Source organism: Stenotrophomonas sp. STEN033 (assembly GCF_056856655.1).
Window position 1 is genome coordinate 12,118 of sequence record NZ_JBXFWM010000012.1, and the last position, 26,902, is coordinate 39,019.

Here is a 26,902-nt window from a genome sequence, read left to right on the forward strand (position 1 = left end):
CCGGGCTCTCCATCCATGCACGATCAAATCTGGCCCGTCGGCGCTCTATGCGCGACCAGCCGCAGCCGCAACCAAGCGATAAGCATCACGCAGCATGCCGACGAAGACCTGCCGCTGCCCTGCATCCAGCACCACCGATTCCCGAAACCGGTCAACAGAGCCAGCCCAGTCGTCCAGGGAATCATCGTTGTAGATCGCCTGATACGCATCCCATGCACCAGCAGACCGCAGGTATAGCGTCTGCGCGAACAGCTCCAGCGAATCCCCATTCGAGAGTTTCAGCGGCCTGCTGGTCTGGGTGTGGCTGAGCACCTGCCGCAAAACCGGGTCGTCATTGAGCTGCGATGCCCAGACATGACCATTCAGATGCTGGCGAACGAACTCCAGAATCCCGGCATGATCATCTGCAAGCCCCTGGGCATAGATGCCGTCAGGCAACCGCAGATGGCGCCCGTCGAACAGCCACTTGACCACCAGCGTAGCCGCAGGTTTCACCGTGTTATGCACGTTGGCCTGATCGAACTCGTGGTGCCCCATGAACTGGCGATCCTGCACGATGCTCACCTGGATTGTCTCCACCCGCTGCTTCCTGGGGCAGAACCAAAGCTTCAGCTCCACATCCGCACCAAGCGGCTTCTGAAACAGCTGCGTATCGGTATACGTGTCCACGTTCCCTTCGAAGAACGTCATGCACGCGTCAAAGCCTGCATCCGGCCCTACGAAACCATCCCAGAACCCAGCAGGCAACGCGACATTACCCTTCGGCTTGCGTGAGAACAGCAACACGGACTGCAGATGGCAGAGCAAGCCACCGCGCAGGCCGTCTACCGGCGGATAGAAACGGTCGTTGATGATGTCGAACCCGAAGTAGTACTCCATCTCATGCCGCTTGTCCTTCACGCTCTTGGTGCCCTGATTCGCGGTGACAGACATCGGCGGTTTTCCGATTCCAAGCTGTTCGAACCAATCCACGAGCTGCGGATCACTACCTTTGGTGCCAACAAGACTTACGAGATCAGAAACGTGCATGGTGTCTTCCGTGAGACCTTAATCTGCATGAATTATTGCAGGTGCGACAAGCATGCGTCATCTATATCTGGCGACCCACGACGAACTACCAACTTTCTCTTACAGCACGGCAGAGAAACGACAACCAGGCTAAACATCCGCGCGCATCGAAACTACGCGCCCAACCTTCTTCAGCATCGTAACGATCTGACTCTCGGTGAGTTTGCTCTTGCGCATCGGTCGTCTCCTTGGGGCTAGTTTGCCCGGAGACCTCTAAGAATGCCTGGATCAAGTTTGCGGGTAGGCGACATGCTGAACTCGGCAAACGGATCATGATGCCCTCCCCATGGACCAACCACTCGTAGCGCCAGGCGGTTCAGCGCTTGATATCTTCTTGCATCATTTTGCTCATCGGTCCTTCCTTTAGGAAACCCATCAGCTGAGCAGGTCCTCAGTGGGTCATTAAGCCTCTTTGCCGCGGGCAGGAGCCTGCCGGCTCGCTGGAAACAGCCCGGCGGCTTACAGAACCATCACCTTGCGTAAGAAGCTGCGACAGCTCGACGCTGCAGCCCTGACTATTCCACTTGGCGCGCATTTCATAGTTTTGATCGGAATCCGGAACGAAGCTACGCGCCAGGTAGCAACTGGCCGAAGCGCGCTCTACAGAACCGGGACGGCCAGCAGCGGGGCGCTGAGATTCAAGATAGAACGTGAATCCCGCGGTGATAGGCTGCCCAGGCCGCACCGCCATCTCGACGAAATGCTTGGGGGTATCGGGCGTCTTGGGCATACCCAAATCACGCTTGCGTTGCCCTCCCATTTGAGGACCGGCAGGATAGCCGCTACCAGGCACATCAGGACTTACGCAGACACTGTTCGGATATACCTTGATGTTGCGTGAGCCCGACACTCTGAGGTGGGCTGCGTCCTCCTGCTTAGGCTCGTTGTAGGACGACAGCTCGCTCTTTGCTACTTCCTTGATGAAACAGCCGGACAACAACGCACAACAACCCACTCCAATAAATGCTTGCGAAATCCTATTTTCATAAAACATTCAACGCATCCTTGTTAACCCGTCAAGAGCACGCAACTTCACTAAAGATCGCAACCACAAACAGGGCTGTGACATTAAAACTTATACAGCGACCAAACTATTTATAACAATTTAGGGCTAACAGATTCGAAAACATCACAAACCGCGAGTTAACCTTCAAAAAATCAGAAAAGAGCAACGAGAGTTTGATTCAATCGCCCAAGTCAAAACCGCCCAAGTCAGATTTGGCACTAGCAATCCACCAAAAAAAACCCATTTCGAAACAACCGCTTGAGCTCAGCACGACGCCGGTCGAAAAGCGAAAAATCAGCGACTATATCGCCAATTTCCTTCGTAACCGTCACCAAACGCCCCCCCATCAAACTCTCAACAGAGAACCCCATAGATCTAATACGCTCATCATCCACTTCTCGGGAAAAATCATCCCCGTAAAACATTGACCAACCAATATTCGGAACCTCAGGACTCAGAGCAGAATTAAACGATCCAATCTGAAAACTATCATTTAAGTTATCGGGATGAAGCTCAGGCGCAGTAAACAAATGAAGCATTCCTAGTTGAGGCTCAAATATCTCGCACCATCTTCTGAAAACAACCATCCAATCAACCTCATCAGAATAGCTGGCCCTCAACGAGATAGACCCAGGGACTACTTGTCCCCTCAAGTTTCTGAATGTGTGCACCACACTACCTATCGATTTAACAGATCGCCGCCGCCTCCATGCAAAATCCCGATAGAGAACTGATTGAACCCCGTTTACGTCGAAAATTTCCTCAGCAGCCCAGCAATCCCTAATAGAGCTTGAATTTATAAAATTATTTGAGAATTTATCCGCATTATGTGAAATCTGCTCCGGAAGCAATCGCCCCCCACTCAAGCTTAGGGACTCAACCAATTTCTCACCAATCGCCCAATCAGCCGTCTCATTCTTTGTTCTGATCGACATCTGTATATATGATTTCATTGGCTATCAATACTTAGAAAATTCGCCCGTACCCGGATTGTACCTGTAAATCTCCCCTCCCGTAGCTCTCACCTGACGTAACACTTCTGCCGATATCCGGCTCGTCCTTTGACTCACGACAAGGTTAAACGGTTGTCCCGTCACCCCAGCATGCCTAATCTGCGCACGCAACTGATCGGACATTGAAATATTAACAACATTCTTAATTTCAACTACACCACCCACATTTCTCCCGGCAAGATCAGGAATGGTTTTCACCACTTTCCCACTCGAGAGTTGCACCGTGACAGGGACAGCATTCTTCACGGCACCGACGTGCCCCAATGCACCTACAAAGTCTTGTTCAAATGCCACCCCATTTCTATGGTTAATTATGACCTGCGGAATCCCAATGCCGCTTGCCACACCTGAAATTCTGGTTCCCTTCCCGATCTTACTAACGAAATCTCCGCCAAATGGAATGACTCCAATAGTGGCCCAACCATAATCACTTGGACTATCAGCTTCATAGAACGCCTTTGCATCTCCTATCCCTGGGGTAAAGTCCAAGGCAGTTTCGCCGACCCACTTTACCTTACCTCCTATGTCGTATTTATTCCAAACATCCGAAAGATAATCTCCAGAGTCATACTTAAACAAACCCGGAGCCTTATGCTCCATAGCAGAGCGAATTTCCTCACGCTCCTCAGCGCTCATTGCTCCGATAACTTCATATGTCTGCCTTTCTAACTCTGCAGCCATAACACCAAGGTCTGTACCTACCCAGCACTGCATCTCATAGCACGCCATTGCCTCCAATTGCGTCTGGCTATAGCCTTCTTCCGCCAGTTCCTGCACAGCAGCCTTCTGTCGGGGATGTAATTGGCGATTGAACTGCTCCCCCGCCAAAGCAGTCACTGCGCCACTTCCCTCACCCACAGCAGCACCGATGGCAATGCTCGCCAGTTCCATCAACGCCGTCCCTTCCGCCGAGTCCGGGTTGATGTTGTTGCTTCCCAGATAGTTCAGCACTGCGCCACTTGCCAATTGACTGGCAGCGACCCCGCTCAACCCATCCAGGGCGCTGCCACCGCCCAATGCGGCGATAGCGGCACCCACGGCACCATGCAGTAGTACTTTCTCTTTACTGCCTTCTTCCCAGCCCATTTTCTGGGCAATGTCGCCGGCGGTGCGCATACCAACTTCAGCAGCAACCTGCCCTATCTCCAACCGTTCCTGCACCTTCAGCTGATCAAAGATCTCCTTCAGGCCATCCTGCTGCAGCACAGTTGCGGTGCGATCCAGTCCCTCCAACGCATTGGAATCGCCATTGCGCACTTCCACCGTGCCAGCAGCGATATCGCCACGCGTCACGCTGCTGGCCTTTTCGCTTTGCGGAATACTCACACTCGGCGCGGGTGCATTCATGCCACCCGAACTGCTGCCGCTCACACTAATCCCGATACTACTGGCCTTGTATGCGGCCTCATTCTTCAGATCTTCAACCGACAGGCTGCCGGTACTCAGGTGGTTGCGTGATGGATCGGCAGTGCTCGCAATCGCTGCACCGGTCAACTGCGTGTGTCCGCCCACATAGATATCAAAGCCACCTTCGCCGGCCTGGATACCGGTCTGCTCCTTGACGCTGGTGTAGGTGCTGTCGATCTTGCTTTGGTTGAAGTTGGCGCTCACCGATGCACCGCCGGTGCCCACGGCCACGTCGATTCCGCCGGACACATCCTTGCGCTTGTAGTCGTTGCTGTCCTGTTGGCTGATCAGGGTCAGATCACGGCCGACGTCAGCAATAACCGTCTTGCCCCTCGCCTGCGCGCCTTCCAAGGTCATGTCACGGCCACTGATCATGGTCAGTGTGTTGGTCGCATCGATTGTGGTTTCGGCGTGCGTTGTGCCGCTGCCATCTCCCTTACCTTTTGCGGCAGATGCGGCCACGTAAACACCAAAGCCTGCCTCCGAGCCGATGGTGATGCCAATCTCGCCACTGGAAGACTTGCTGCGCTCTATCTGCTGACGGGTTTCCTGCTGCGACTTGAGAATCAGATCATTGGCGGCGGCGAGGGCGACGTTATCGCCTTCAATCTTGCTGCCGATGATCTTCAGATCGCCGCCATTACCCTGGCCGTCGCCCGTTGCTTGAATGACCACATCCCCCTCACTGGCGATGCGGCTGCCCGAAGAGGTGCTGGCGGTGTATTCCGTTGAGCTGGAGCTCTTGCTTGCGCCAATGCCGATACGAAGGCTGAGACCTCCTGCGGTCTGCTCCTCGTTTGCAATGTCCGCCTTCGCCTGGCCGATCTGATCGCCCATGCCCTTCAGACTGCTCATACCAGCACCGCCACTGGAGAACAACGTCTGTCCGGCCTTCGCAGCATGCAGTGCGCTAAGCCGATCATCCTTGGCCTCGCTGGCCCGCTCAACACTGTTTTTCACTGCCATTGCGGTATCCACCGCACCGCCCTTCAAGCTGACGTTGATGCCGGCCTGCTTGAACTTCTGGGTCTCGGTGACGCTGGTGCTGTCTTCGGCAGCCTGGATGGTCACGTTCTGGCCAATAATGCCGATGCCTTCCCGGCTCAGCACATCACTTCCGGTGATCGTCACATCGCGGCCAGCGGCGATATCCACACGACCATCTGTACTGCCAATCAGACTGCCGGTGTGCGTCTTCTCTGCGATATCGGCGGTGGTGTCCGTCTGCTGCTTGCCGATCGTGAAGCCAACACCGCCACCAGAGAACAAACCCGATTTGGTGACCGTTTTGTCATGAACTTCGGTATGCGTATTCTCGGCGACACCGAGAATCACGTCGCGTCCAGCCGCCAGTAGAACATCACCTGTACCGGCAATCTGCGCTCCCTGTGAGGTCAGGTCTCTTCCAGCCGCCAAGGTGACCGTTTCGCCACTCAATGTGGTGGTGACGGCAATGCTGTCACTCCATGAATCCAGCGTCGCGGTGGTCTTGGTCTTGAGAACGCCGCTCTTCTTGCGTTGTTCCTCGATCGTCAGGTCATGCTGTTCCTGGGCCGAAGTCAGGTTTACGTCACGGCCTGCAGAAACACCGATGCCACCTTCATCACTGGCCACCGTAGCAGCCTGCAACGTGAGGTCCCGCCCGGCCTGCAGCGCGATATTGCCACCTGCCGCGATCTGCGTGCCCTGCACGGTCTCGTCACTGGCTGATACCGCGCGCGAGGACTTCTTGCCTGCGCTGCTCCTGTCGAACATCGCCACATCTACAGCAACGCTGCTATTGATATCGCGCCCGGCCTGTACTGCGATTGCATTGCCGGCGCTGATATTGGCGGCAGCGAGATTGACGTCATTGCCCGCCTCCAGGACCACGTCGCCGGCGCCGTTTACGGTGCTGCCGACATGGGTGGTCTGGCTGGTGCGCAGATAGTTCCGGCTGTCGCTGGTGACATCCAGGCTCCGCTGCTCGGCGATGGTCTCCAGGTTGAGGGTGCCACTAGCCGCCAGCATGGTTACACCCTGCGTACCGGCATTTGCCACCTGGGCGCCCGTCAGGGTCACATCGCCACCCGCATTGACGGACAGCGCACCGATGCCACTGGGGCTGGTGACGTACAGCCCGGCCACGCGGTCAATGCTGGTACTGCTTTGCGCGTGGCTGCCACCGCTCTCCCAGCTGCGGGTGGTGCTGGCAACAGTGATATCGCCGGCGGCCTTGACGCTGAGTGCGTCGGTGGCGGTCACCTTGCTGCCGATGATCTCGATATCCTGGCGTGCCTGCAGCCCTACCTGTTGGCCACTGATGTTGGCGCCAGCCAGGTTGCGGATGTTGCCGGCATCGATGGAGACCAGCTGGCGGCCTGCGACATCGCCTTGGTTGACGAAGTCACCGCGCAGCTTGAGGTCGACGTTGGCGCCGGCCAACAGGGCACCATTGTTGCTCAGATCGCCCGCCTGCACGCGCAGGTAAACCTGCGGCACCAGCGCGGTAGTGGTGGAGCCATCTGCCAAGGTGATGGTTTGCTCAACCAGCCATACGATGTCGCTGGTCAGCTGTGCCATCTGCGCGGCCGTCAGCGCGATGCCCGGGCGCAAGCCCCAGCTGCTGGCGACGGTAGCACCGGCTTCCAGCAGGGCGCGGTACTGCTCGTCGTCACTGGCATAGCCATCGAGGAAACGGCGGCCGGTGAGTTCACCGATCTGCTCACGCACCAGCTTCTGTTCGTAGAAGCCGTCACCCAGCCGCTTCTGCGTAGTGGCAGGGTCAAAACCCATCTGCGCCAACAGGTGATCCGAGCTCAGCCAGTTGCGGTAATCGGCAAATCGCGGATCCGTCTCCACCAGGTACTGGCCGCGATTGGCATCCACCTTGAACAAGCTTCCGCTGGGCGCCTTGCCATCGATGGTGGCGGTGACGATGGTGTCCGCGCCATCATCGTTGGCGCGCACGGCTGTGGTTCTGCCCAGGCCTGTTGTGCCCTGCGTATCGACCGTGTTGCCTGTGCCTGTTTGTGCAGCATCCGGGCCGTTTGCGTTCGCGTTCGCTGCGGCCTGCCCCTTCACGACACCCGGGCCCTGCGCCTGGCCTGCGCCCGGCCCCACCGTGCCTGCGCCCGGCCCTTGGGTGTTCAAATTGGCAAGCCCAGCGCCATCCTGGACATTCGGCGCATCGCGCCCGTCGTTGAGGTTGCTCAGATCACCAACGTCCACACTGAGCGTGCCGCCAGCGGAAAGTACGCCGCCCAGTTGCCCCACCAACTCGGAAATATCGGGGTTTGTCCAGGAGCTGGAACCGCCCCTGTAGGTGTAGGAGGTGTTACTGAACGAATGCGTGCGGTAGAGCGACAAGCCGATATTGTTCACGCTGGCGGTGTCGCGACTGACGCCCACGATGTCGAGATTTCCACCGGCTGCGATGCGGCCATACTGGTTCAGCAACGCATCGGTATCGATGCGCATATTGCCACCCGCATTGATGATCGCATCGGCCCCGGCTGAACTCACCACATCTTCGACAATGCTGTGGGTGGCAATACGGTACTGCTCGTTGTCGGCGGTATTTTTTGGATCACGCCGCATCTCGGGCGGCAGGTTCCATATGTAGGCAGTCGGCTCGGCCGCCGGGTATCAGAACGAGGCGCTCAGGCTGAAGCCGAACGTCGTGTATGCGGTTGGGAAACCCGCCGGCTTGTGCAGCGGACTGCCAACAAAGACATCCCATTGCGCATGTGCCACGCCGCCACGCAGGCCCATGGCCATACCCGCCAGGTAATCGCCCATCTGCCAGTGCGTGGCTGGCCCGCCCACATGGCCGTAGTCGGCGCCCAGATAGGCCTCCTGCCCACCGCCTAGCGCAAAGCCCAGCTCGTTGCGCAGCACCCAGCCGCGTTCGCCGCTCAACGACATTTCGCCGTCAAAGCCGCGTACGGTGTAGCGGCCGCCCATGGAGAACCGGTCCTGCGGCACCAGCAGGGAGCGGTTCCATTGCCCGCGCCAACTGCCGGTGTAACGCACCGGCTGATTGCCGAGTTTGAAGGGCAGCATCAGCTGCGCATCGGCGGTGATGATGCGACCACGCGCGGTGCCTTCGCCGAAGGCTTCCTCCGGTGCAGGCAAGGCGCCAAATGCTGCGGTACCGCGCCGATAGGCGAGCCCGGCATCCAGCGTGTTGTTGCCGAAGAAGTGCTTGTGCGCCAGCCCCAGCTCCCAGCCTGCCATGCGCCGGCGCTGTACTTCGATCTCGGTGTCATCGATGAAGTTGTTCGAGTCGCGATACCAGGCCCGTGCATAGCCGCTGGTCTTGAAGCTGGCGTTGCGGAACAGCATGCGGGTCAGGCGCACTTCCGCGTTGCGGCTGGCCCCGCTGTAAACATAGGTTTCGTAGGCACCGGCAACCGATTGGCTGTAGTCGTACTTGCTGGCGTTGACGCCAAGCAGCCATTTGCCGACCGGCACGCTGTAGTGCGCGGCCCAGCTGTCGGTGTCGCGGCCACTGCCGTTGAACACCGACTTGCCAGCATTTAGATAGAACAGATCATTCAGGCCGGCCAAGTTGTCCATTGACACCGTGGCGCCGGCCTGCAGCTTGCCGGTGGACTGGCTGCCGGAATCGTCCAGGGTCAGGTTTGCGCGGACCTTGGAGCGCTGCTTCCAGCTGATCAGCAGGTCGCTTTCACCCGGCTTGGCCTCGGCCCCTTCGGACGGCGGCGCAATCTGGATGTCCACGGACGCGGTTGGCACGCGCTGGAAGTTCTCCAGGGCCTGTTCGATGTCGCGCAGATTCAATAGATCACCCGCTGCCGCCGGCATCGCATTCCACAATGCAGGATGCGACTGCGCGCTGTCGGCAAAGCGAATTGCATGGATCCGGCCCGGCACCACGGTCAGCTGCAAGGTCCCGCTTTTCAGGTCCTGCGGCGCGGCGAGGATACGGGTGGTGACATAGCCGCGGGCGATGATCGCGTTCTGCATACGCTTCATCACGATATCGACGCCGGCTGTACCCAGGCAGCGCCCGGTAGCGGGATCGTCCTTGGGGTCGGCGGCCTTCAAGGCCCAGCGGAAGCGTTCAGCCTCATCGCCGTCAAGAGTGATGTGGTTGATGACGAAGCAGGGCGCTTCATCCACGGGCAAGCGTCCCACGCTTTCTTCCGGGATGGCTTGCAGACGCGCGTCTGGCTGTGCTTCCTGCTGTTCACGCAAGACACGCTCGCGCTCTTGTTGCCGCAGCAATTCCTGCGCGTTTACATCTGCTGTCTGCGCCTGTGCGGCGCCGGGACCGAGCACGGCCGCACATGCAATCACCAACACCTGCGCGCGCGTCATCAACGCGCCACGCACCCGCATTCCTTTGCCTTGCATATGAAGCAACCATCCTTGAGCAATTGCAGCCACCGGCTGCGCGGAATGATTGGGGCCTGCGCACCATTCCGAAAAACATCGGCACCACAACCAGAACCGGAAACCTCCTCTCCGCCCTGACTGCGCCCGCCCCCTGTGAGCACAAATCTGCTGGCTATTTTAGCAAGGCAACATATTTTCTTGCGCAACAAATAACAAAATATATTTTTATGACTAGACCCAATTGACATGTGGTCATAGCCGTCGGTCACCACCAATATCTTGTTCGAACATTGCATAAACAAAAAAGGCCATGCAGTGCATGGCCTTTGGCAAACAAACGCGCTGGGCGATTATCAGAACGGTAGTACGTTACTGCGGGTGCTGCACATAAATGAAATTCTCCCTTGTAGATCGCCATTTTACGCCCAATCCGATTGAGAGGTTCGCACAATAACCTTTGTGCACTAACTCTGCTTTGGACAAGGATACACGTCCTAGGGGTGTGGCTTCCCGCTCGACATAGCCATTCGGAGGGGTGGATGTACATTTATCCAACCGCGCGAAGGTTGCTGGGGCAATCCAATCGATCTTAAGAAGTCCGACTCTCGGCCGCCCTCCTGAAGGCCGTGCTCGAAACCATAGGACGGCGCTAGAGGCGTGGGAACTCAAACTTCCCTGAGAGGTTGGCGGGCACGGACGACCCAGCAATAAAGGCTGTGGCCGAAGCCTTGAGGCCCTTCTCGCTACGTGGATGGCACTGCACCAGACTTACCGTGAAAAGAGGCTGCACAGATCCAGCAGGGCGGCCTTGAGGTTCTGAGCATCGAACTGCTGGAGCGAAGAGTGGGCCGCCAAATCGCTCCACACTGGGCGATCCGCCCCCCCCACCATGATCTAGGCCCTGAACCGCTGCTCGGTGACGCAGCCCGACTTAGGCGGGCTCAGTCCTCTTGAACACAGGCTCGCCCCCGGCTTGATCCAGGTGCTCAGGCAAAGGCTGCCTAACGTCATAGACGGTCAGATCGATAATGCGATCCAGATCCGAGCACAAGGGCTGGATGGCCGTCATCACCCGCCTGGCGGCCCGTTCCGCAAAGGCGATGTCGGCCACCAGACAGATCAGCAGCCCTGGCGGCTGATCCTGGGTGTTCACTGGAGCTGTTTCCAGAATGTAGGCGGCCGATACGAAATGGACCCCCTGCAGGCAAGCGCTGATGGCCGGTCCCAGCCAAGGCGGGACCTCTTGGGCCAACCGTACCTGAAGTTCGGTACTTGGGGACTTCTCGACTCTCGCCAGGAAGCCTGTGTCCAGAAGTGTCGCGATCTCTTCCGGATAGAGGACAGCCCCGCCGTCGTTTGGGTTGAGCATCAAAATGGCGCCACGCGTCCCAGCCAGCAACTCGCGGCCTTGCACCTCCAGAATTCTGACCGCCGAAGAGCCGGCAAACTGCGCCTTGGCCAGCGACGTAAAGAACGGGATGGCGTCAAAGCCGTCGGGGTGACGGAACTGGACTAGCCTGAGCTTGCCGCTATCGTCCGATGCCGGCGCATGTACGTAAACCTTGGCATCCAGCAGTCGCCGAAAGAACGCCGGCTCCTCACCTGGATCGGACCGGGAACGGTCCAGCCAGGTTTCCAATTCGCTTTCCGACTGGGTCTGCTGGCCGGCGCGCGGCTTTCTAGGGGCCATGACTCATTCTCGGTGTGGGCCTATGGGTTAGCTGCGGAACCAGTCGGCCTCGATCTTGGAGGTCAGGTAAGGCCGGCGCAGGATGGATTGGGTGAGCTCCCAGAGCTCCTCTTCGCGCTGAGCAATCGCTTCAATATCGCTTACCGTCGGATAGTGCCGGAGCAACCGATAGGCCTCTTCCCGCAACCCTTTGGGCGCGGCCTTGTTCGAGGCAAGTTCTCTAAGGAAGGCGCACGCTTGCTGCACGTTGCGGGTGCGCTCATCAGGCAGGGGCATGCGATCGCCGGCGAAAAGCTAAGGATTCCTTAGCTTACAGCGTTGCGCGAGCTTGCGGGCGGAGGCCCATCCCTAAGGTTGCGCCAAGGAAATATATCGCCGCCGCGGACTGGCTGATCTACGGTGGCTTCCCGGCGGTGGCTACGTGTACGGATTGGGCCACAGCAAGACACAGCAGGCGAGCCCACGACTGGCTCCAACCTAGACAAACCCGTGCTGGTGCGGCCGCCCCTGCGCGGGCGGCAGCCAACACCGAAGACCCGATCTTCGCCTATGGGGCACCCGATCGGGCCAGGGCTCAGAACCATCTCGAGCCTTGTTGGCCGCACCTTATCCGCCGTTCTGATTCAATCCGCACGAGCCTGATAGCGCTCGAATGCCGCGATCGTCTCGCGCTGCAGCGTATCGATCAAATGGTTCGGGCCAGCATACATACGAACCCCGTATGGTCGGAAGCCTTGGTTGTCGTTTATATCGACTATAGCCACTTCAATGTCGAACGGGGCGAGTTCCTCTAGCAAGTATTCGCGAAAATCTGCTGGATGGATCGACAAATCAACGCATGATGGCCCATCCAGTTCAATCTTAAATTTACTCATACGGATCCTATTCCTTAGCTGCCGTGCGTGTAGTAATAATATGTAGAGAACGAATCATATAAACTCGTAGCCTGCTCGATCGCGCTACTTAGAATGCTGCGAGAAAATTGAATGAAAGGCATCGAGTACGAAATAATTTCGGCCCGCATGATGAAGCGTCGCAGTCACGCATTGCAGAAAAGCTAAGAGCGACTGCTCCTTGCCCTTGGCTATGATGATGTGATCCGATCCCGGCGCCCTACCATAAAAGATCGCTCCCTCGATGCATAATATGCCGTTCGGAATCAATCGGCTTGAGAGTGACTTGTAGATTCGCTCAATACCCTTTTCAGTGGAAGGCCCCTTGAATCCGACGATGAAGGACGGAATAGAAACTTCATCGTAGCTAACGAACTCGTCCTTCTTTACCAGAATCCTATGAAGACTTTTGATGGCTGCAACTTTCTTCATTGCTGCCTCTGCCTGCTTGAGTAGGTCCGACTTGACTTCGATGGCCGCACAGACAGATGGAGCCAGGAAGAGTCGGTTCTGTTCACTGCTGATAGGGAAGCTCAACGAAAACGGCTGTTCGATGACAATATCAACTTCACCCGAATCCTCTCCATGTTGATCAATGATCGTTCCTCTGCTCACTCGATAACTTGGCGCCAAGATCAAAGAAAGGAGAGTTCGATTGATGATTTCCCTCTCGGCGCCCGCAATGCTCGGAGCGTAGCTCGTTGAGTCTTTGTGGGTCTGCATGAGGGTTTCATGCAGACCGCCGAGTTTCTGCAACAGGAATTTCTTAGCCTTTTTCATGGCTTTCCTAGCTCCTTTACCGGGTTCCGGATCCCGCCTAACAGCGAAGATATTTTAGGCCTGCCTATTGGGTGCAACAAGCGGCGCAGGCATCGAACAGTCATCCTGGCCGTTCACATAGACCAACTGTCATGCGTAGCATGGCGTTCTCAGCGAGATCCAGCTATACCCAGCAAACGAACACCCACCGCACGCGCCCCACGAGGCGCTCGTCTGCTGCCAACCGGATCACTCACATTAGTCCACATCTAGAGGTCGCGGCTGGCCCGATCAGAGGGCATTAGGCAACGCTGGTCGCCACTTCAGTTGCAGCGAATTACCTATGCGCCAGTTGTAAACGCGCCACCAATCGCATCTGATTGTTGAGCTCCTCTAGCTGCTTCCCGTTCAGGCCTGGCCGATAGGGGACAAGTCGCGCAAACTCCTCCATCGCAGCGGCGTGCTCCCCGCAGTAAGCCAGCACCACCGCGTACTGACTGCGGACCGGGACCACCTTGTCTAGCAACTGGTGCTCCAGAACCACTGGCAGCAGGTGATCTTCGATCAACTGACGCGCATCTTTACTTTCGTTCCTCATCAGAAACTCGTCGACTAAGTCTTGGCCAACTTTGATGTAAGAGTCCAAAGCGTTAGCCAGCTGGTAGAACTTTAGGGCATGAATGCGCGCGTATCCGCCGTGGCGACCTTGCGCATTGGCCGACCGCGCCAAGACGTCGAGACAGTCCGCCAGATGCTTTGTGTCGCTGAGCAGAGTAGAAGTCTGCCGCAACATCGCCGTGATCTGATCACTGCTCTTGCCGATGATGCCCTCGCTTGTAAGACCCAAGTGATCGAGGTACTCATCCACCAGCGGTCGCGCGAGAGCTTCAGCTTCTGCGTGCAAGCCCAGCACATACAGTGCTTGCGCAATGTTGTAGCGCAACACGCGTTGGTGCTCAGGCTCGTCGGGGGCTAGCGTCTTTGCATGCTCAATAGCCGTGCGGACGGCGGCGACGTTTCCGGACTCAGCATCAAAGGCTATGCGCTTGAGCACGACCACGAGCTTGGCGCGTGCACCCAATTCATTCTGTTCGACCAACCTCTCCATCTGATCGAGCCGTTGAGCCACCTTGCCCAAGGAGCGGCCTTTCATGTCAGCAAACACCAAGCCATCCAATGCGTGGAAGCGCTGCTCTGCGCTGATGGACGTGTCATCCGTTGCGGCTTCCAAGGCAGCCCAGATACCCGCATCGATGCCTAGTTCATGGAACCACTCCTCGGTAGCCACATCTACCAAGGCGTCCAGCTCGCCCAGTTCCACTAGTGTACGTATTAGTAGCGGGAAACGAGCGTGCTCGCGCTGCTGCTCCAAGGAGGCCAAGATAAGTTCCTTGAGCGCAGTGCGGCCAGCCGCCGCCTGCGACACTGGCAAACCCGCATAGCGACGCAACCCCAGCACCCGGAACGCATCGTGGACCTGAAGACGTTGGCCACCATAGGTGCGGACGACGCCCAATGGGCGCAGATGCCGGATCGCTGCCACAACGTCGGCTTCGCTCAGGCCGAATGTGGCGGTCACCAGTTTGGCACTCTCATCCTGACTCAGCGGCACATCGCTCAGACTCAGCACGGCCACGCAGTCCTGCACTGCGGGCGGCAGTATATCCAGCGAGCGCGTGAGGATCAGCTCTTGCGCGGTCTGCACTAAATTCGTATTGGCTTCGATGGAGGCCGCCATCGCGGCGGCATCGCCGCCGTATTGAGTCGCGCAGAGCTGCATGGCCGTGCGCACATACAGCGGCAGACCTCCGGTCAATGCTAGGACCCGCCCAAGCGTAGGCGCCGACGCACGCACCTGATGTGCATCGGCTTCGGCCGCGACCTGATCCAGGCCCCACCCGTGCAGCAGTTCCTGCGACAGCGCAATGCCCGCCTCCAACTCGATGATCGAAGCAGCGGGTTGGGCCAGCAGCACAAAGCGCAAGTGATGCGTAGCATCAAACAGCGTCCTTAGATCGGCCGCAGGCACACGATGAGCGTTATCCAACACGACCAACGCGCGCGCGCCTTGCCTATGCACGAAGCGGTCCAGAGCACGCAGCGCCTCGATCCCGGTCGCACCGGGAAGCAACACCTGGCGCAGACCGCCCGCCGTAGGCGCTGCCCATTGGGCTGCCAATTCCCTGACCAAACTGGCTGCTATCGCTGGTCCAGGCAAATCGCCGACATCAAAGTAGGCGCACTCACTGCCCAGATGCATCGCCGCGCGTGAGGCCCAGGCGGTCTTGCCGGCACCGGAAAACCCCGTCACGATGCGAATGCGCGAATCCCGGGCCAGCTCGGGTTCGTTCTCCAGCGGACGATAGGCTTGGGGCGGCAAGGGAAATTGCTGGAGCTGGATGGCCAGTCGTTCGAACAGCGCCGGCAGGTCGGCAGTTTCGAACCCATGTCCGGCGCCCTGCCCGGTCGCCGCCAGCAGCACGCGGCCGGCCAGCTTCCAGACCAGAGTCTCCGGTTCCAGCATGGCCATCGGCGAGCGTGCGTGCTCGGCGCACCAGGCCACGGCTTGGGCAACATCGAACCAAGCTGGCGGCATGCCCGCAGGCAAAGTCTGGCTCGTGTTCGGCGTCACCAGGATCGTGTCGCCAGGCAAGCCGTGATCCGCCACCCATGTGGCTAAGTCGCGGCCGGGGGGGACGTTGGCTACGATGGCAAAGGATGGGGTACCGCGGCGGCGACCGGCCGCATGCTCAAGGCGAATTCGCTCAAAGCGCGCCAAGGCGCCATCGATGTCGCTTTGGATCAGCGGCCCAGAACGGGTCTTGATCTGGAGGTAGCGCCGGTCGCCATTATCGTACTCGAGCTCAACGTCCTCATCCAGCTCCACGATGATCGCGCGCACGCCGCTGTGGCCGGCCAGCAACAGGCAGCCCACGGCATACAAATGTTGATAGAGAAAACCTCGATGTACGGCCTCGATGCGCGTGAGCTGACGTGGATCTAGCGGGTTGTACATGGGGTGTGCGCGTCTGAGTCCTTCGGTGATCTTAGACCCAAGGCCTCGCACTGTCGCCGGGCCCATTCGGCACGGCAAGATTGAGACCGTTCAAACCCTTTGCCGCTCACGCAAGCGGAATAACGATATCTCGGTTGTTCAAGCGACTCCGCTTCGATAGCGTCGGCGAGCAGCGGCACGTTGTTCGGGATTGGGCGTGATGAGTAAACAAGCACCAGCGCAGTGAGTGCCGCAGACGGTGCCCTCCATTGGGACCACCGACCATGCGATGGTCTTTTACTTCTCGGCGGTACCTTCGACCAGCTTTAGCAGCTCGCGCCTCTGTTGTTTGGTCAGCGATCCCCATCGCAGCAGCAGCCTGGCCAGCAGATCATCATCGGTATAGAGAAAGGCAGGCGGAATGCCCAAAGCCTCGGCCAGCTGCTTAACCGTCGCCGAGCGCGGCTCGTGCACGCCACGCTCGTACTGATTGATGCGAGGGCTTGCCACGTCGAGCTCCATACCAGCCAAGATACCCAGCTGAGCCTGCGTCAGGCCTCGGCTCAAGCGCGCCTGTTTCAGGCGCCTGGCGAAATTCGAGCGCTTGTCAGCTGATTCGGACACACGGGCCTCGGGTCACATCCTGATGAAAAGGATGGCCGAAGTGCTTCTCGGTGGATACTAAGTTACTCTTAGTTTTCCTGCAATGCGAGCGGCACCGATGACGCCTCACACGCTGGATGACTTGGGGTTGCCCGGTTCCGTGTACTTGTGGGCGCTGCTTCGCGCCCATCAACAGCGTTTGCCGATCGCGCCCACGGCAGAGCTTGCAATGGAGGCCCTGCAGGTCCTGGCTTCCCACAAGATCCTGGCGCTGCCGGTAGACGCATCGGCTTCTACGCTCGGGCTGCGGCAGACGCCACTGGAAGGCATTGCATGGCGGTGGACCTGGGGTGCTTATCAGGCCGAGAGCGCCTTGCCGGCTATCGAGGATTTTCTGGCCTCGATATCTTGCGACGAGCTGGTCCTGACTCTTGGCGCGACGTTGTGGCAACGCCTGGTACGCGATGAGGCCCAAGCGTTCTACGCCGAGCAACTGGCCCGCTGCCAGTTCGATCTGCACTGGCAGCAGGACATGGCTTTTGCCCACCACCTGTCCCGACTGCCGCTAAGCGCCGCGCAATGGCGCTACTGCGCGTGGGCAGCGGTACGCCAGGGCGCCGCTTTGGCACGCCAGGGTACCTTGCCCGCCTCCCGGGTACGCGAAGGCATGTATGGCGAGATCCTGCGACGTGCCGCGGCGCTGGCGGCCGGTCATTACGGCCGTTGCGGCTTCACCCCGTCGTCGGTGCAGCCACCGACGGCGCTGGCGCAAGGCCTCGCGTGCCAGTGGTTCAATCTCGGGCCCGCCTACTGGACCGCCTTGCCCAGCACCGAGGCCCTGCAACCTCGAATCATGACTTCGGGCTAGGTGCCAGGATACTTGGGGAACTTCTCGTTGGGATGCCCGGCCTTCCATTCCTTGTAGGCCGCGGTGCCCTCCCAGGCGGTAAAGGAGCGCGGCGGGCGCCCGCGACCGCTCCACGTCTCCTGCGTGTGCGGCAACCAGTACTTGGGCGCCACCTCCTGATTGCCGGTCGACTTCTTGACCCGCGCCGGGCTGTTGGCCCCGACCACCGCCACAATCTCCGCCTTCTGCTTGGCACCAAAATGCTGGTTGTACTGGCCCAATAGAGCCATGACCTCGGCGAAGGCATCGGCAGCCTGCTGCTGGAGAAGCTGGGCTTCTTGTTGCTCGAGGTTGCGCAGTTCTTCCTCAAGCTTGGCTCGGGCCGTAGCGATGGAGTCGAGGGTGGGTTTGCTCATGTGGGGCAATGACCTTTGGAGACGGTGGGCGGGGAAAGGCTGAGTGTGAACATGGATCTAACCAGGCAAAGTTCGCGGTGAAACTCGAGCGTCAATTGAGCAAGGTGGAGTTGCCAGCATCTAGTGGACGCTTGGTTGCGCAACCGAGTTTGGAATAGGTATGAGAAGCCGCCACCCGAAGCACGTTTCCGCATGAGACTTGTACCTGAAGGGAATTTGATGCCGAGAGTGGAAGGTCGCTTTGAGCTCAATCCGGCCAGAGGGCGCTTCGACACCATGCTCTCGTCGACGCCATGGCACTTCGGTCGGCTCGGATCGTGGAGAACTACAGCTTCGATGGCAATGTTGGCAACGCCGGCTCCCGCGATCCGGAACATGATGAATGGTTTCTCGCGAAGGTAGAAGCAGCTACAACTGACCCGAGGCCATCCATTCCACACGAGGTTGCGACGGACCGCCTAAGGAAGCGCCTTTGGAGTCTCAAGAATAGGGATTGATCGCGCCAAACTCCTCGATGTACTGTCGAATCTCAGCTGCGTACCAAGATCCAGCGCTCTCCAAGGCCGTCAACTCAGGGATAGCGCCCGCGGCCTCATTCATCGCAAGAATTAGCGCTGCGAACTCCTTCTGAGACATGTCTGAAGCAGGGGATTCGATTACCTGACGAAGTAAGGCGCTTGAGCAAGGCAGTGACGAAACGATCGCCTCGACCGATTGCCCTAGTGTGCCCCTAGCAATCTGCGCCTCTGGATCAACGAACGAAATGAGCTTGAGCACTTCCTCGACCCCAAACTCTGCCAACAGCGACCGACCATACTCGCGAATACCCGGCGAGGCCACCTTCCCGAAGGCCATAATGTCTCCGTGCCAAGGAATATGTGCCAGCCAGTAGATAATAATCGGCGGAAGTTCACTTGAAGGGAAGCTCCTAAAGGCCCTCACAAGCTCGTCCCATGTAGAAGTCTCGTCAGGGTATCTGCGAAACAGAGTCAGCAATCCAAGGTAAACTTCGTCAGGATGTGTTGACCTAGCCAGGCGCAGCGATTCCTCAAACCCCAACGCTGGAACCTTACCGACAGCCTGCGGAAGAAAGATGCTTGAAAACGTTCTGACATCAAACCTCGTAGCCTCACAGGCGGGGAATCTCAGGACGGTTGCTTCCGCATCCGCTTTCAACATTCCTTTAATGCTTGCCCAGTACGCAACACCATGGGCTGGCACATAGACTACCCCAACAACCGGTAAGGGATGCTTCCCCCAGTACTCCCTATGTTTCCCAACGGGTATCAGGCACTCGCGAGTTATCCCTGAGTAGTAGGAAGCACCTGATTTAATCTGTACGGCAATCTGCTTGTTAAGAGGCACCTCGTTCTCGACAAACTCGATCAACGCGTCAACGCCAAGGTCGTTCTCGTGCTCGATCTTAATGAATATCGACCCCGCGCTCTCCGTTGCGCTTCGAATGTAATTAACCCCTTCCTTTGCTGTGATTGCCGACCGCTTGTACTTTGGCATGCCTCACCTCATGCGCTAAAGCGCGCCCTTCGACCTACGATAACAATTGACTTCTCTTTGACGAAGCTACTATCGAAGCTCCTAGGCCTAACAACATCAGCTTCAGGCTCCATGTAGAGCAACCTTGCCGAAGTCACAATGTGAGCGAACTCGACACTTTAACTACGGCATCCAAGACGCGAGATACGTTCGATGCCGCTTTGCCAGTTACGTGAAAGCCAAGTTCAAGCGAGTATTCGAAACTCCATCGAGTCATGTTCGACGACCCCACGTAGCACTCTCGACCGTCAATTCCCACCACTTTTGCATGGAATGTCTCCGTCTCACCACTACCTGTTCGCGGCAGCCGAAAGTCAAAGACTTTCACTCCGAGATGTCTGATAACATCGAGCAACTCGACTAGCGCAGATGGCATGCCATCTCTGACGATTAGCTCCCGCTCTACCCCCTCACGCGTAGCGGCGAATAGCTGAACTATTCGATTAGCTCCACTCGCATCGACGAATGGAGTCATTATCGTCAAGCGCTTTTCGGCACGAGCGGCCATCTCGCCGAGGAGTTCGCTAGTAGCCAGAAATCCCCAAGCGCCCTCTAGCGTGCTCTCCAGCTCAGCTACAAATCTGCTTGGCTGGGGAGGCTTTGATAGCACGACTCGAACGCGGTCGAGGTCCTGGTGCACCTTCTCGCGATACATGGCCACACCCTTCAAGAGGAGGCCCAACTGGTAGCAGTGATGCGCCTCGAGCGTGAATCGCCACTCACCCGAAACTTGCTCCATGGCGCCACTGTTCTCTGCGGCTAAGAGAGCGTCGATAACGTCGGGCAGGCGCGCCGCACCAACGCCAACTAGCCTCGCAATCTCTCTCCTGCTGTGAGAGCCTTGAAGACCACCTTGACCGGCGAGTTGAAAGATTCCGCAAAGCACCGAAGCATGCGGAGCGAGCTGGAGAAAGATCCCCTCAACTTCCCGGCACATCTGATGCGACATCCAGATAACCTCGGATTACTTGTGCCGAATGATCCTGATCTTCTCGAGGAGCCGGGCCAGTTCGTAGTACGGACCTGGACAGCAACTGGTTCGAAGCGACGCACGATGTTTCTGGTATTACGATGCAACTTGGGCATGCACCCCCCGAGAGAGAATCGCAAAGACTGCCTGCTCCGCACATCAACGTTCTTGGAGCGAGCAAGTGCTCAAGGAATATCGTGTTGTAGTTTCTCCAAAGCGCCGATAGATTTCCAAGATCCATAGTCGTGCCATTCCGGTAGACGACGAACGCCAAGTCTCCCGGGAAGAGATACTCTCCGAGACTCCCAACATCAAGGCCCGAAAACTCAGCGACAGTCTTCATTACGGCGTGCGAATACGTGTGCAGCAGTGTGTACACGTACCGATAGGTGTTGGCAGGCCCTGGAGTCAGGTTCGCAAAAAACTTCCCAAAAGGCGCAGCGGACTCCAGTACACAAGCGCCAAGCTTCAACGACTCTTCTTCGTCGCACGCGGGAAGGTCACTGACACCTAAGCTGCGCAGCCACTGGTAGACCGTCTCCGGACGAAGACGAACGTAGATCGCCTCATTCGATTGATTGACGACGTAGATCGGAATCTTCTGATTGCCGAGCTCCTGGAACAGATTCAAGCGAACTGGCAGCCGAAGCGTTTGCTGATCCGATTTCTCGATCAGCGGATCAGTCGACATCCGAGTGAAGCCATGAGTGAAACGACAAAGGTCAAACTCGCGAACAAGTCCCATGTCCGCAACGCCCAAGGCGAGAAGGAGATCGGTGGTCCGCGAAACTTGGGCTTCGAGCGCCAGTTTGGTCCTTGGCGCGAGGTCCTTGTCGGGATGTGTGAATCTGACGAATTGGGAGCGACCGTCGACAGGAGTGGTCGCCCGAAGCTTGCTCCTAGAAAGCGCTTCGTGCTCAACCGCAAGAACCAAGGGATCGTATCGACTCCCGAACTCGATTCTTCTTGAGATCAGCTGCACGAGCCAAGCCGGCGACTCATGCTGAATTGGAACTAGACCTGGAGTTGCCTTCCAATCCGCAACCAAGTCGCTGAGCTGCGCATCCACTTCTTCTTCCATTGGAGTGCCGATCAACCTGGCCTTCATCCCAATGAGGCGTTCGTATTGCGAAACCTTGGTGGAGTGCCCCGCCTTCCTCAGCACCTCGACAATCTCTTCGTCATTGGGCGGCCTCTCGCCAACACCGAAGCGTTCTGCAGCGAATCCTGCGAGCTGCTCCTCATTGCCCTCCTGCAGCATCGTCAACAAATCACGCTGGTCAGAGGCAAAAACAATAAATTGTTCGGAGTGCGGGTAAAAGGCCGGGGTGGCTCGATACGAAATGGGCTCCATGCGCCGCCAACGGGGAGGTCGCTTGGTCGTGTCATCGCCAAGAAGCTTCGTAGTAGTCGGATCATTCTGCAGCCAACTATCGCCGTACTTGTGTCCCCTCTCGCACTCGAAAACCCATTCACCAATTCGTGGCGACTTGTCGATCAGGTAGAACTTGCGACTTTGGCAGATCTGGCACGACCCGATTGGCGGGAGCAACTTTTGCTCTGCGACGCTCCACTCCCAGCGTCCCGGGGTTGGCGCCTCCCAATTGCCTGACCAATGCACGAAGATCACATCAAGCTGGCGCCAGCGACACTTCCCTTTCAGCTCCTCAGATCTCGAGTCGCAGTTCTCGCGTTTCAATTCATCAAGGTGGCTAGAGGCATCTCGCACTGTGTCGAACTTCCGAAACCGCCCGCAAGTGTTGCACACGAAATCCATCGGAGCAGGCACGTAACACATAGCCTTCGGATCGACTAGCTCAAAGCGCGAGTGGGCTGGTGCGTGAAATGCCCCGTCGCGCAGAAGCGCCTGATCCAGGCACAAGGTCGCGACGGCTGGATGATCCTGAGTTCCCCCCTGCATGGCTCGCGTGAACCAGCTCTGCCAAACCTCCCGCAATCGCAGGTGGATCTGGATGGCCGTTTCCTGCGACACGTCAGCCCTCGTAGGGTGCTGGCTTTGGTCCGAGATCGATAGGCAAGCACCAAGCCCGCCTTCAAAGGTGAAGAGAGCCCCTGGGGCATAAACCGTCGCTAGCTGGCCGCGCGAGCGCGACATCTTGGCTGCAGCTTGCTCAGGCGGATCATCAGGGCTACGGAACTTCTTCTTGAACGCCATATCACTCTCCGTCCTTCCCACCATCAGCGACACCGCCGCGGATAAGTCTCATGACCTTTCTCACCGCTCGGTCGTCTATCTTTCCCCTGGATCCATCGAGATCGCGGTACCCGAAGGAAATGAAACCAGCTTCATCGACGTCTCGGAGCGAAGTCATCGGACGCTTCATGACACTGCTCTGAGCGCGGAAGAAGTCCCCAAGCCCACGCTGTTCACCAAGCATGTCGCGCGCCCAGCCAGTCAGCATCGCCTCAACACGGTCCTTGATCAGCTCCTGGTAGTGCTGTTTTCCGCCAGGAGCAAACGTTTCGTTATCCAGTCCTATTGCCGTCTCGACAAACCTGCATAGGTTCACCACTAGCGGCCCTCGGGTTGCCTGTCCGTTGTATAGGCCGACGATATTCGGAATCCACGACAGGTCCCGGACGGATTGCTTCTTATCGGCTGGAGCCGAGTGCACCTCTGAAACATAGGCCACCCCTGCGAGATAGGCCTGTATCAGGCTTGGCAGGACCCGCTCCACAGCACGACCGGCCCACCTATCAATCGCCGCTGGAGAGACCATGCGTTCCAAGAATCGGTGGAAGCTGTCGAACACCTCCACCACGTATCGGTCACGCCTTCGCTGTGGCGTTGGTACCAGGACCACAAAGCCAACATGGGTACGGCCCACGCGAGAGGAAGCTTGGATATATTCCGCGATATCCGATGGCAGACCGGCGAAGAACATGGAGTTGAACTCTTCAACGTCCACGCCGTGGGACACAGCCGAAGTAGCGATCACGGACCGGAGCACTGTCTCCAAGTCAGGAAATGATTGGCCAGGCCTCGGCCTCCGCTGAGCATCCTGGACGGTCTTCTGGATGTCACCCTGCGAAACAGAGCCGGTAATGAGGTCCGTGCGCAGATCTTTCAGAGGCAAATTGCGCTCAGCGTGACGCTTTCGCGTTTCCTCAAACTCGGCGGCCATGATCTGGTCGCCGCCCTTCTTATTGGTCACGTAAGTAAGCGCTATCCGGTGAAGATCCACGAGGGTAGCTAGCTCAGCCGGACTCGCCGTCTCTAACGCCTCCGCATAGGTGCCCTGCATCTCGCCTTCGCTCAATGCCTTGAGGAGCAAGTCCCGAGCCGCCCGGTGGCGTCCTTCGTCATCAGAGGTGAAAGACAGAACTAGCTCTGAAACTGCCGCATGGAAATTCGAAAGAACAGCGACTGTGGTGGCCGTATGGGCCCGACCATTTGTCATGAAACCTACGTAGACGCGGGCCCAACTGGCTCGTTGTTCAATGTCGGGAAGGCTGGAGCGCCGCACGTCCGTGGGTTCTGCAGGCGCAGCGTAGAAGGATGCATACAAACTTTCGCCCGGGTACGGAAACTGCATTGCCGGCACAGGGCGCTGGTAGAGGTGCTCTAGCTGCCGATCGGGATCCGAAACCGTCGCCGACGCTGCTACAACCTTGGACCTCCGGCGGGTCCGACCGTCCGGCTCATGCGCAACCAGCTCCTTGAGGGGCTTCGAGAGCTCTCCATATACGGCATCCAACGCAGACTCGAACAGACCTGCAAATGTGCCAAGCGACTCGTCCAGCAGATGAGCTTCGTCCTGGATTAGCAGGCTGGGGAATGGGTCGTGAAACAATCGCTTTCCATCTGGATAGGCCGGGAATAGGCCAACACATCCGGCAGCTTCAGGCCCATTCTCAAAGGCACGAGGTTCGTTTGGGATCTTTAAGCGGCCAGTTGCCTTCTCCTGCCACGGCGCAGCACCGAACATCGCATAGATTTTCCGAATGGTTCCCGATGACTGACCGATGAGTGCAAGCTTGTCGACCGTCCCCAAGAGAACCGACGGAGCGATGTCGTAAATATCTGCGTCACAGATGTAGAACGGAAGAGGTTTGTACTGACCCTCGTTCGCGGAACAAGTCAGGCTTGAGCAAACGTGTGCAATCGTTCCTCCCAATGCCGCAAAGCGCCGCAGAACCGTCTCCTCGCCGCAGAACGGACAAGACGGAATCTTGTTCCATGCGGCCTTCTGCAGCTCATAGTTGATCTCTCGGACCAGTAGCGCCGATTCGGTCTTCAGATCGGCTGCTTGATCCTTGATGTCTGGAATGTCGGCAACACCCGGACCAGTGTGACTGTTCGGAGAGCCTCCACTGCCCACCCAGAACCCAATAGAAAATGGCTCTCCACCAATTGAGTGTCGTCTGCGGACCAGCTCGGCCCTCGCCAGCACCTTAGAACAGCGCTGGGCCTGCTGAATGGTGAGAAGGCGTAATGGATAGCGAATCATCGCCGTTACGCCGATGCCTTTCCCTCTCAGTCGATCGAGAAACAAGGCTAGAACGAGCAATCCAAAAAACGCCTCAGACTTTCCACCGCCGGTCGCGAAGTAGAGCAAGGTGACGGTGTCGTCGCGCTCGCGCTCAAATCGACTCGCAAAAGCAGCCATGCGACTTGCGATTGCAGGGATGTGGGCGATAACGAACGCAAGTTGGAACAAACGCCACTCACCGTCGTCATTCTTGAATCGGCTCCGTAGCACGTCAGCCATCGTCTCATTCATAGATAGCCAAGCTTCGAATACCGTCGCGCGCTCGTCAGACTGAGGGCCACGCTTATGAGTGACTTTCCAGGCGCGCTCGGACTCAGAAAGAATCTCGAGGCCTGCCCGGACGGCATCAATTTCCTTTCGCCAACCTCGCTTGTCTTTTGCAAATCCGCTCGTTTCTCGTGCCCTACCGACCACGTCGTCGGTGCTGAGTCCGGCAAATGGATCGACTCTCTCGTCCAGTGATGCGTACCAATCTTCGAGCACGTCCGCGAGAGGCAATACCGATCCGAGGCTGTTGTCTCCACTCAACAGCCGCATATTTGGCTGCAGGCCCGCGTACTGGCGCGGGATGACTCTTGGCTGCGTATAGCGCGGGGCCCAGGTGGTTCGGATTCTCAGATCGTCGGATGTATCGCCCTTAAGTCGTTTGACTCCGCCATTGAAGCCCATGGCGGGGTAATCCAGATACTCGTTGTAGCGATACGACGGCTCGACCCGTCCCAACCTCAATGAACGGTGCATCACGGTGGGCATCGACAGTTCCAGATGAACCTGAAAAACACTTTGGTCCATGGCGTCGTCGTTGCGCTTCGGCTCGATCGACGCATTTTCCAGACTAACGTGAAGATTTGACCTTGATGGATCTGACCAGTCCGGAACAACCCTTACCTGCCAACGGAGTGCAATATCCGGAAGAATAGGAGTCTTCGTCGGGTCAGCCCGAACGGCTTCGAGAAATAACTCCCAACCCTTGTATTGCGACGGCAGAACTCGAACGCCTTTCCGGTAGCACCACGCCTTGCCGATGTCCGACTCCGCCCAGCGCTTGATGGCGCCGTCTAGTGCTCGCGTTAGATCTGCTGAGGCCCGGTCGACGACAGCGCCCAGGTCAATCTGCGGCAACGAAGGGTCGAATTCGAGAATGGGAATCTCTTCAGGTCTCAAGTCGATCCGGAGCCATTTGTGGGGAACATCCATTGGCCGGAAATGTGCATCGTTCAATGGAGGAAACGCGTCTCCTCGTGCGACAACACCTTCGGCCGCCCCATCACCCGCGTCGGCGACGTCGACATCGTCGTTGGTGGAAAAAATGGTAGTGATGTTCGGCGGTAAACCCAGCTTCGCTAGAACCGCAAGTCGAACGGAACTCTCAATCTCTGGCCAGTTCGACTCCTTGAATCGCTCCTTGTAAGCCCTCCCAGAGAATTCTGTTTCCCACCGCTTCTTGAGCGCCGCCTCAGTTTCATCCTTCAGATGAATTCGAATCGTGTCGTCGAGGCGAAATCGCGGACCGCAATCAGGGCGCTGCAGGTCCTGCAAAGAGGGAAAAACTCGAACGTAAACGCTCAAGTTTGGTCGAACCTTGACGGCTCCCCGAGCAGATCGATGGACCTGCAGGTCGAGCCCGTGAGCGCTGATTCGAATCGGCTGCGTGACCTCGTCGCCCGGCCCCTGATCCAGCAACGGAGGAAGCAAAAATCCAGATGCAAAGACCGATCGCGGCCTTGCGCCGAAGACCTGCACACCCTCCGATCCAAGGCCGCTGATTCGCGAGTAAGTGGCGTTGATCAACGAATCAACGACCGCTTCCTTCAACGTCATCGC

Annotated in this window: 17 protein-coding genes and 1 pseudogene; 2 read left to right on the forward strand and 16 right to left on the reverse strand. The window is 57.8% G+C overall.

All coding sequences use genetic code 11. From position 1 onward, the window contains the following. Positions 1-45: 45 nt before the first annotated feature. The 11 genes and pseudogenes from AC1VXC_RS06210 to AC1VXC_RS06260 form a co-directional block, all read right to left on the reverse strand. Positions 46-1,029, reverse strand: a complete 984-nt coding sequence (locus tag AC1VXC_RS06210) for a hypothetical protein (RefSeq protein WP_481538220.1) — start codon at positions 1,027-1,029, stop codon at positions 46-48. A 430-nt stretch (positions 1,030-1,459) separates the two neighbouring features. After that, positions 1,460-2,062 (reverse strand): hypothetical protein, encoded by a 603-nt coding sequence (locus AC1VXC_RS06215; RefSeq protein WP_481538219.1) that lies wholly within the window; start codon positions 2,060-2,062, stop codon positions 1,460-1,462. A gap of 230 nt (positions 2,063-2,292) precedes the next feature. Next, positions 2,293-3,027, reverse strand: a complete 735-nt coding sequence (locus tag AC1VXC_RS06220; protein WP_481538218.1) for a hypothetical protein — start codon at positions 3,025-3,027, stop codon at positions 2,293-2,295. A 6-nt stretch (positions 3,028-3,033) separates the two neighbouring features. Beyond that, positions 3,034-7,344 (reverse strand): annotated as a pseudogene (locus AC1VXC_RS06225) (hemagglutinin repeat-containing protein); the annotation flags it as partial. A gap of 777 nt (positions 7,345-8,121) precedes the next feature. Next, entirely contained in the window at positions 8,122-9,819 is a 1,698-nt protein-coding gene (locus tag AC1VXC_RS06230) for a ShlB/FhaC/HecB family hemolysin secretion/activation protein (protein ID WP_481538224.1), read from the reverse strand. Positions 9,820-10,768: 949 nt separating this feature from the next. Continuing rightward, positions 10,769-11,476, reverse strand: coding sequence for an SseB family protein (locus AC1VXC_RS06235; protein ID WP_481538216.1), 708 nt, complete (start codon positions 11,474-11,476; stop codon positions 10,769-10,771). Positions 11,477-11,554: 78 nt separating this feature from the next. Continuing rightward, positions 11,555-11,803, reverse strand: coding sequence for a BPSL0761 family protein (locus tag AC1VXC_RS06240; protein WP_481538215.1), 249 nt, complete (start codon positions 11,801-11,803; stop codon positions 11,555-11,557). Between the two features lie 347 nt (positions 11,804-12,150). Beyond that, positions 12,151-12,402, reverse strand: coding sequence for a hypothetical protein (locus AC1VXC_RS06245; protein ID WP_481538214.1), 252 nt, complete (start codon positions 12,400-12,402; stop codon positions 12,151-12,153). A gap of 84 nt (positions 12,403-12,486) precedes the next feature. Beyond that, positions 12,487-13,200 (reverse strand): DUF6602 domain-containing protein, encoded by a 714-nt coding sequence (locus tag AC1VXC_RS06250; protein WP_481538213.1) that lies wholly within the window; start codon positions 13,198-13,200, stop codon positions 12,487-12,489. Positions 13,201-13,516: 316 nt separating this feature from the next. Further along, a complete protein-coding gene (locus AC1VXC_RS06255) occupies positions 13,517-16,195 on the reverse strand; it encodes an AAA family ATPase (RefSeq protein ID WP_481538212.1) in 2,679 nt (892 codons plus the stop codon). 276 nt (positions 16,196-16,471) lie between these two features. Next, positions 16,472-16,798, reverse strand: a complete 327-nt coding sequence (locus tag AC1VXC_RS06260; RefSeq protein WP_481538211.1) for a helix-turn-helix domain-containing protein — start codon at positions 16,796-16,798, stop codon at positions 16,472-16,474. 208 nt (positions 16,799-17,006) lie between these two features. On the opposite strand from AC1VXC_RS06260, the gene AC1VXC_RS06265 reads away from it, so the two are divergent. Beyond that, entirely contained in the window at positions 17,007-17,645 is a 639-nt protein-coding gene (locus AC1VXC_RS06265) for a hypothetical protein (protein WP_481538210.1), read from the forward strand. On the opposite strand, the gene AC1VXC_RS06270 is transcribed toward AC1VXC_RS06265, so the two are convergent. Further along, positions 17,642-18,040: an H-NS family nucleoid-associated regulatory protein gene (locus AC1VXC_RS06270; RefSeq protein ID WP_481538209.1), complete on the reverse strand. Its 399-nt coding sequence runs from the start codon at positions 18,038-18,040 to the stop codon at positions 17,642-17,644. The two genes, AC1VXC_RS06265 and AC1VXC_RS06270, sit on opposite strands and share 4 nt — an antisense overlap. A 293-nt stretch (positions 18,041-18,333) precedes the next feature. On the opposite strand from AC1VXC_RS06270, the gene AC1VXC_RS06275 reads away from it, so the two are divergent. Then, positions 18,334-18,537: an antitoxin PaaA2 family protein gene (locus AC1VXC_RS06275; RefSeq protein ID WP_481538208.1), complete on the forward strand. Its 204-nt coding sequence runs from the start codon at positions 18,334-18,336 to the stop codon at positions 18,535-18,537. On the opposite strand, the gene AC1VXC_RS06280 is transcribed toward AC1VXC_RS06275, so the two are convergent. From AC1VXC_RS06280 to AC1VXC_RS06295, 4 genes are all read right to left on the reverse strand, one after another. Beyond that, complete coding sequence (locus tag AC1VXC_RS06280; RefSeq protein ID WP_481538207.1) at positions 18,521-19,555, reverse strand: DUF4365 domain-containing protein; 1,035 nt, start codon at positions 19,553-19,555, stop codon at positions 18,521-18,523. The two genes, AC1VXC_RS06275 and AC1VXC_RS06280, sit on opposite strands and share 17 nt — an antisense overlap. 133 nt (positions 19,556-19,688) lie before the next feature. Continuing rightward, a complete protein-coding gene (locus AC1VXC_RS06285; protein ID WP_481538206.1) occupies positions 19,689-20,543 on the reverse strand; it encodes a phospholipase D-like domain-containing protein in 855 nt (284 codons plus the stop codon). Further along, positions 20,515-22,740 carry a hypothetical protein gene (locus AC1VXC_RS06290; protein ID WP_481538205.1) on the reverse strand — a complete coding sequence of 742 codons (2,226 nt, stop codon included), beginning with the start codon at positions 22,738-22,740 and terminating at the stop codon, positions 20,515-20,517. The genes AC1VXC_RS06285 and AC1VXC_RS06290 overlap by 29 nt, the downstream gene beginning before the upstream one ends. A 1-nt stretch (position 22,741) precedes the next feature. Then, positions 22,742-26,899 carry a DEAD/DEAH box helicase gene (locus AC1VXC_RS06295; RefSeq protein ID WP_481538204.1) on the reverse strand — a complete coding sequence of 1,386 codons (4,158 nt, stop codon included), beginning with the start codon at positions 26,897-26,899 and terminating at the stop codon, positions 22,742-22,744. Positions 26,900-26,902: the final 3 nt, after the last annotated feature.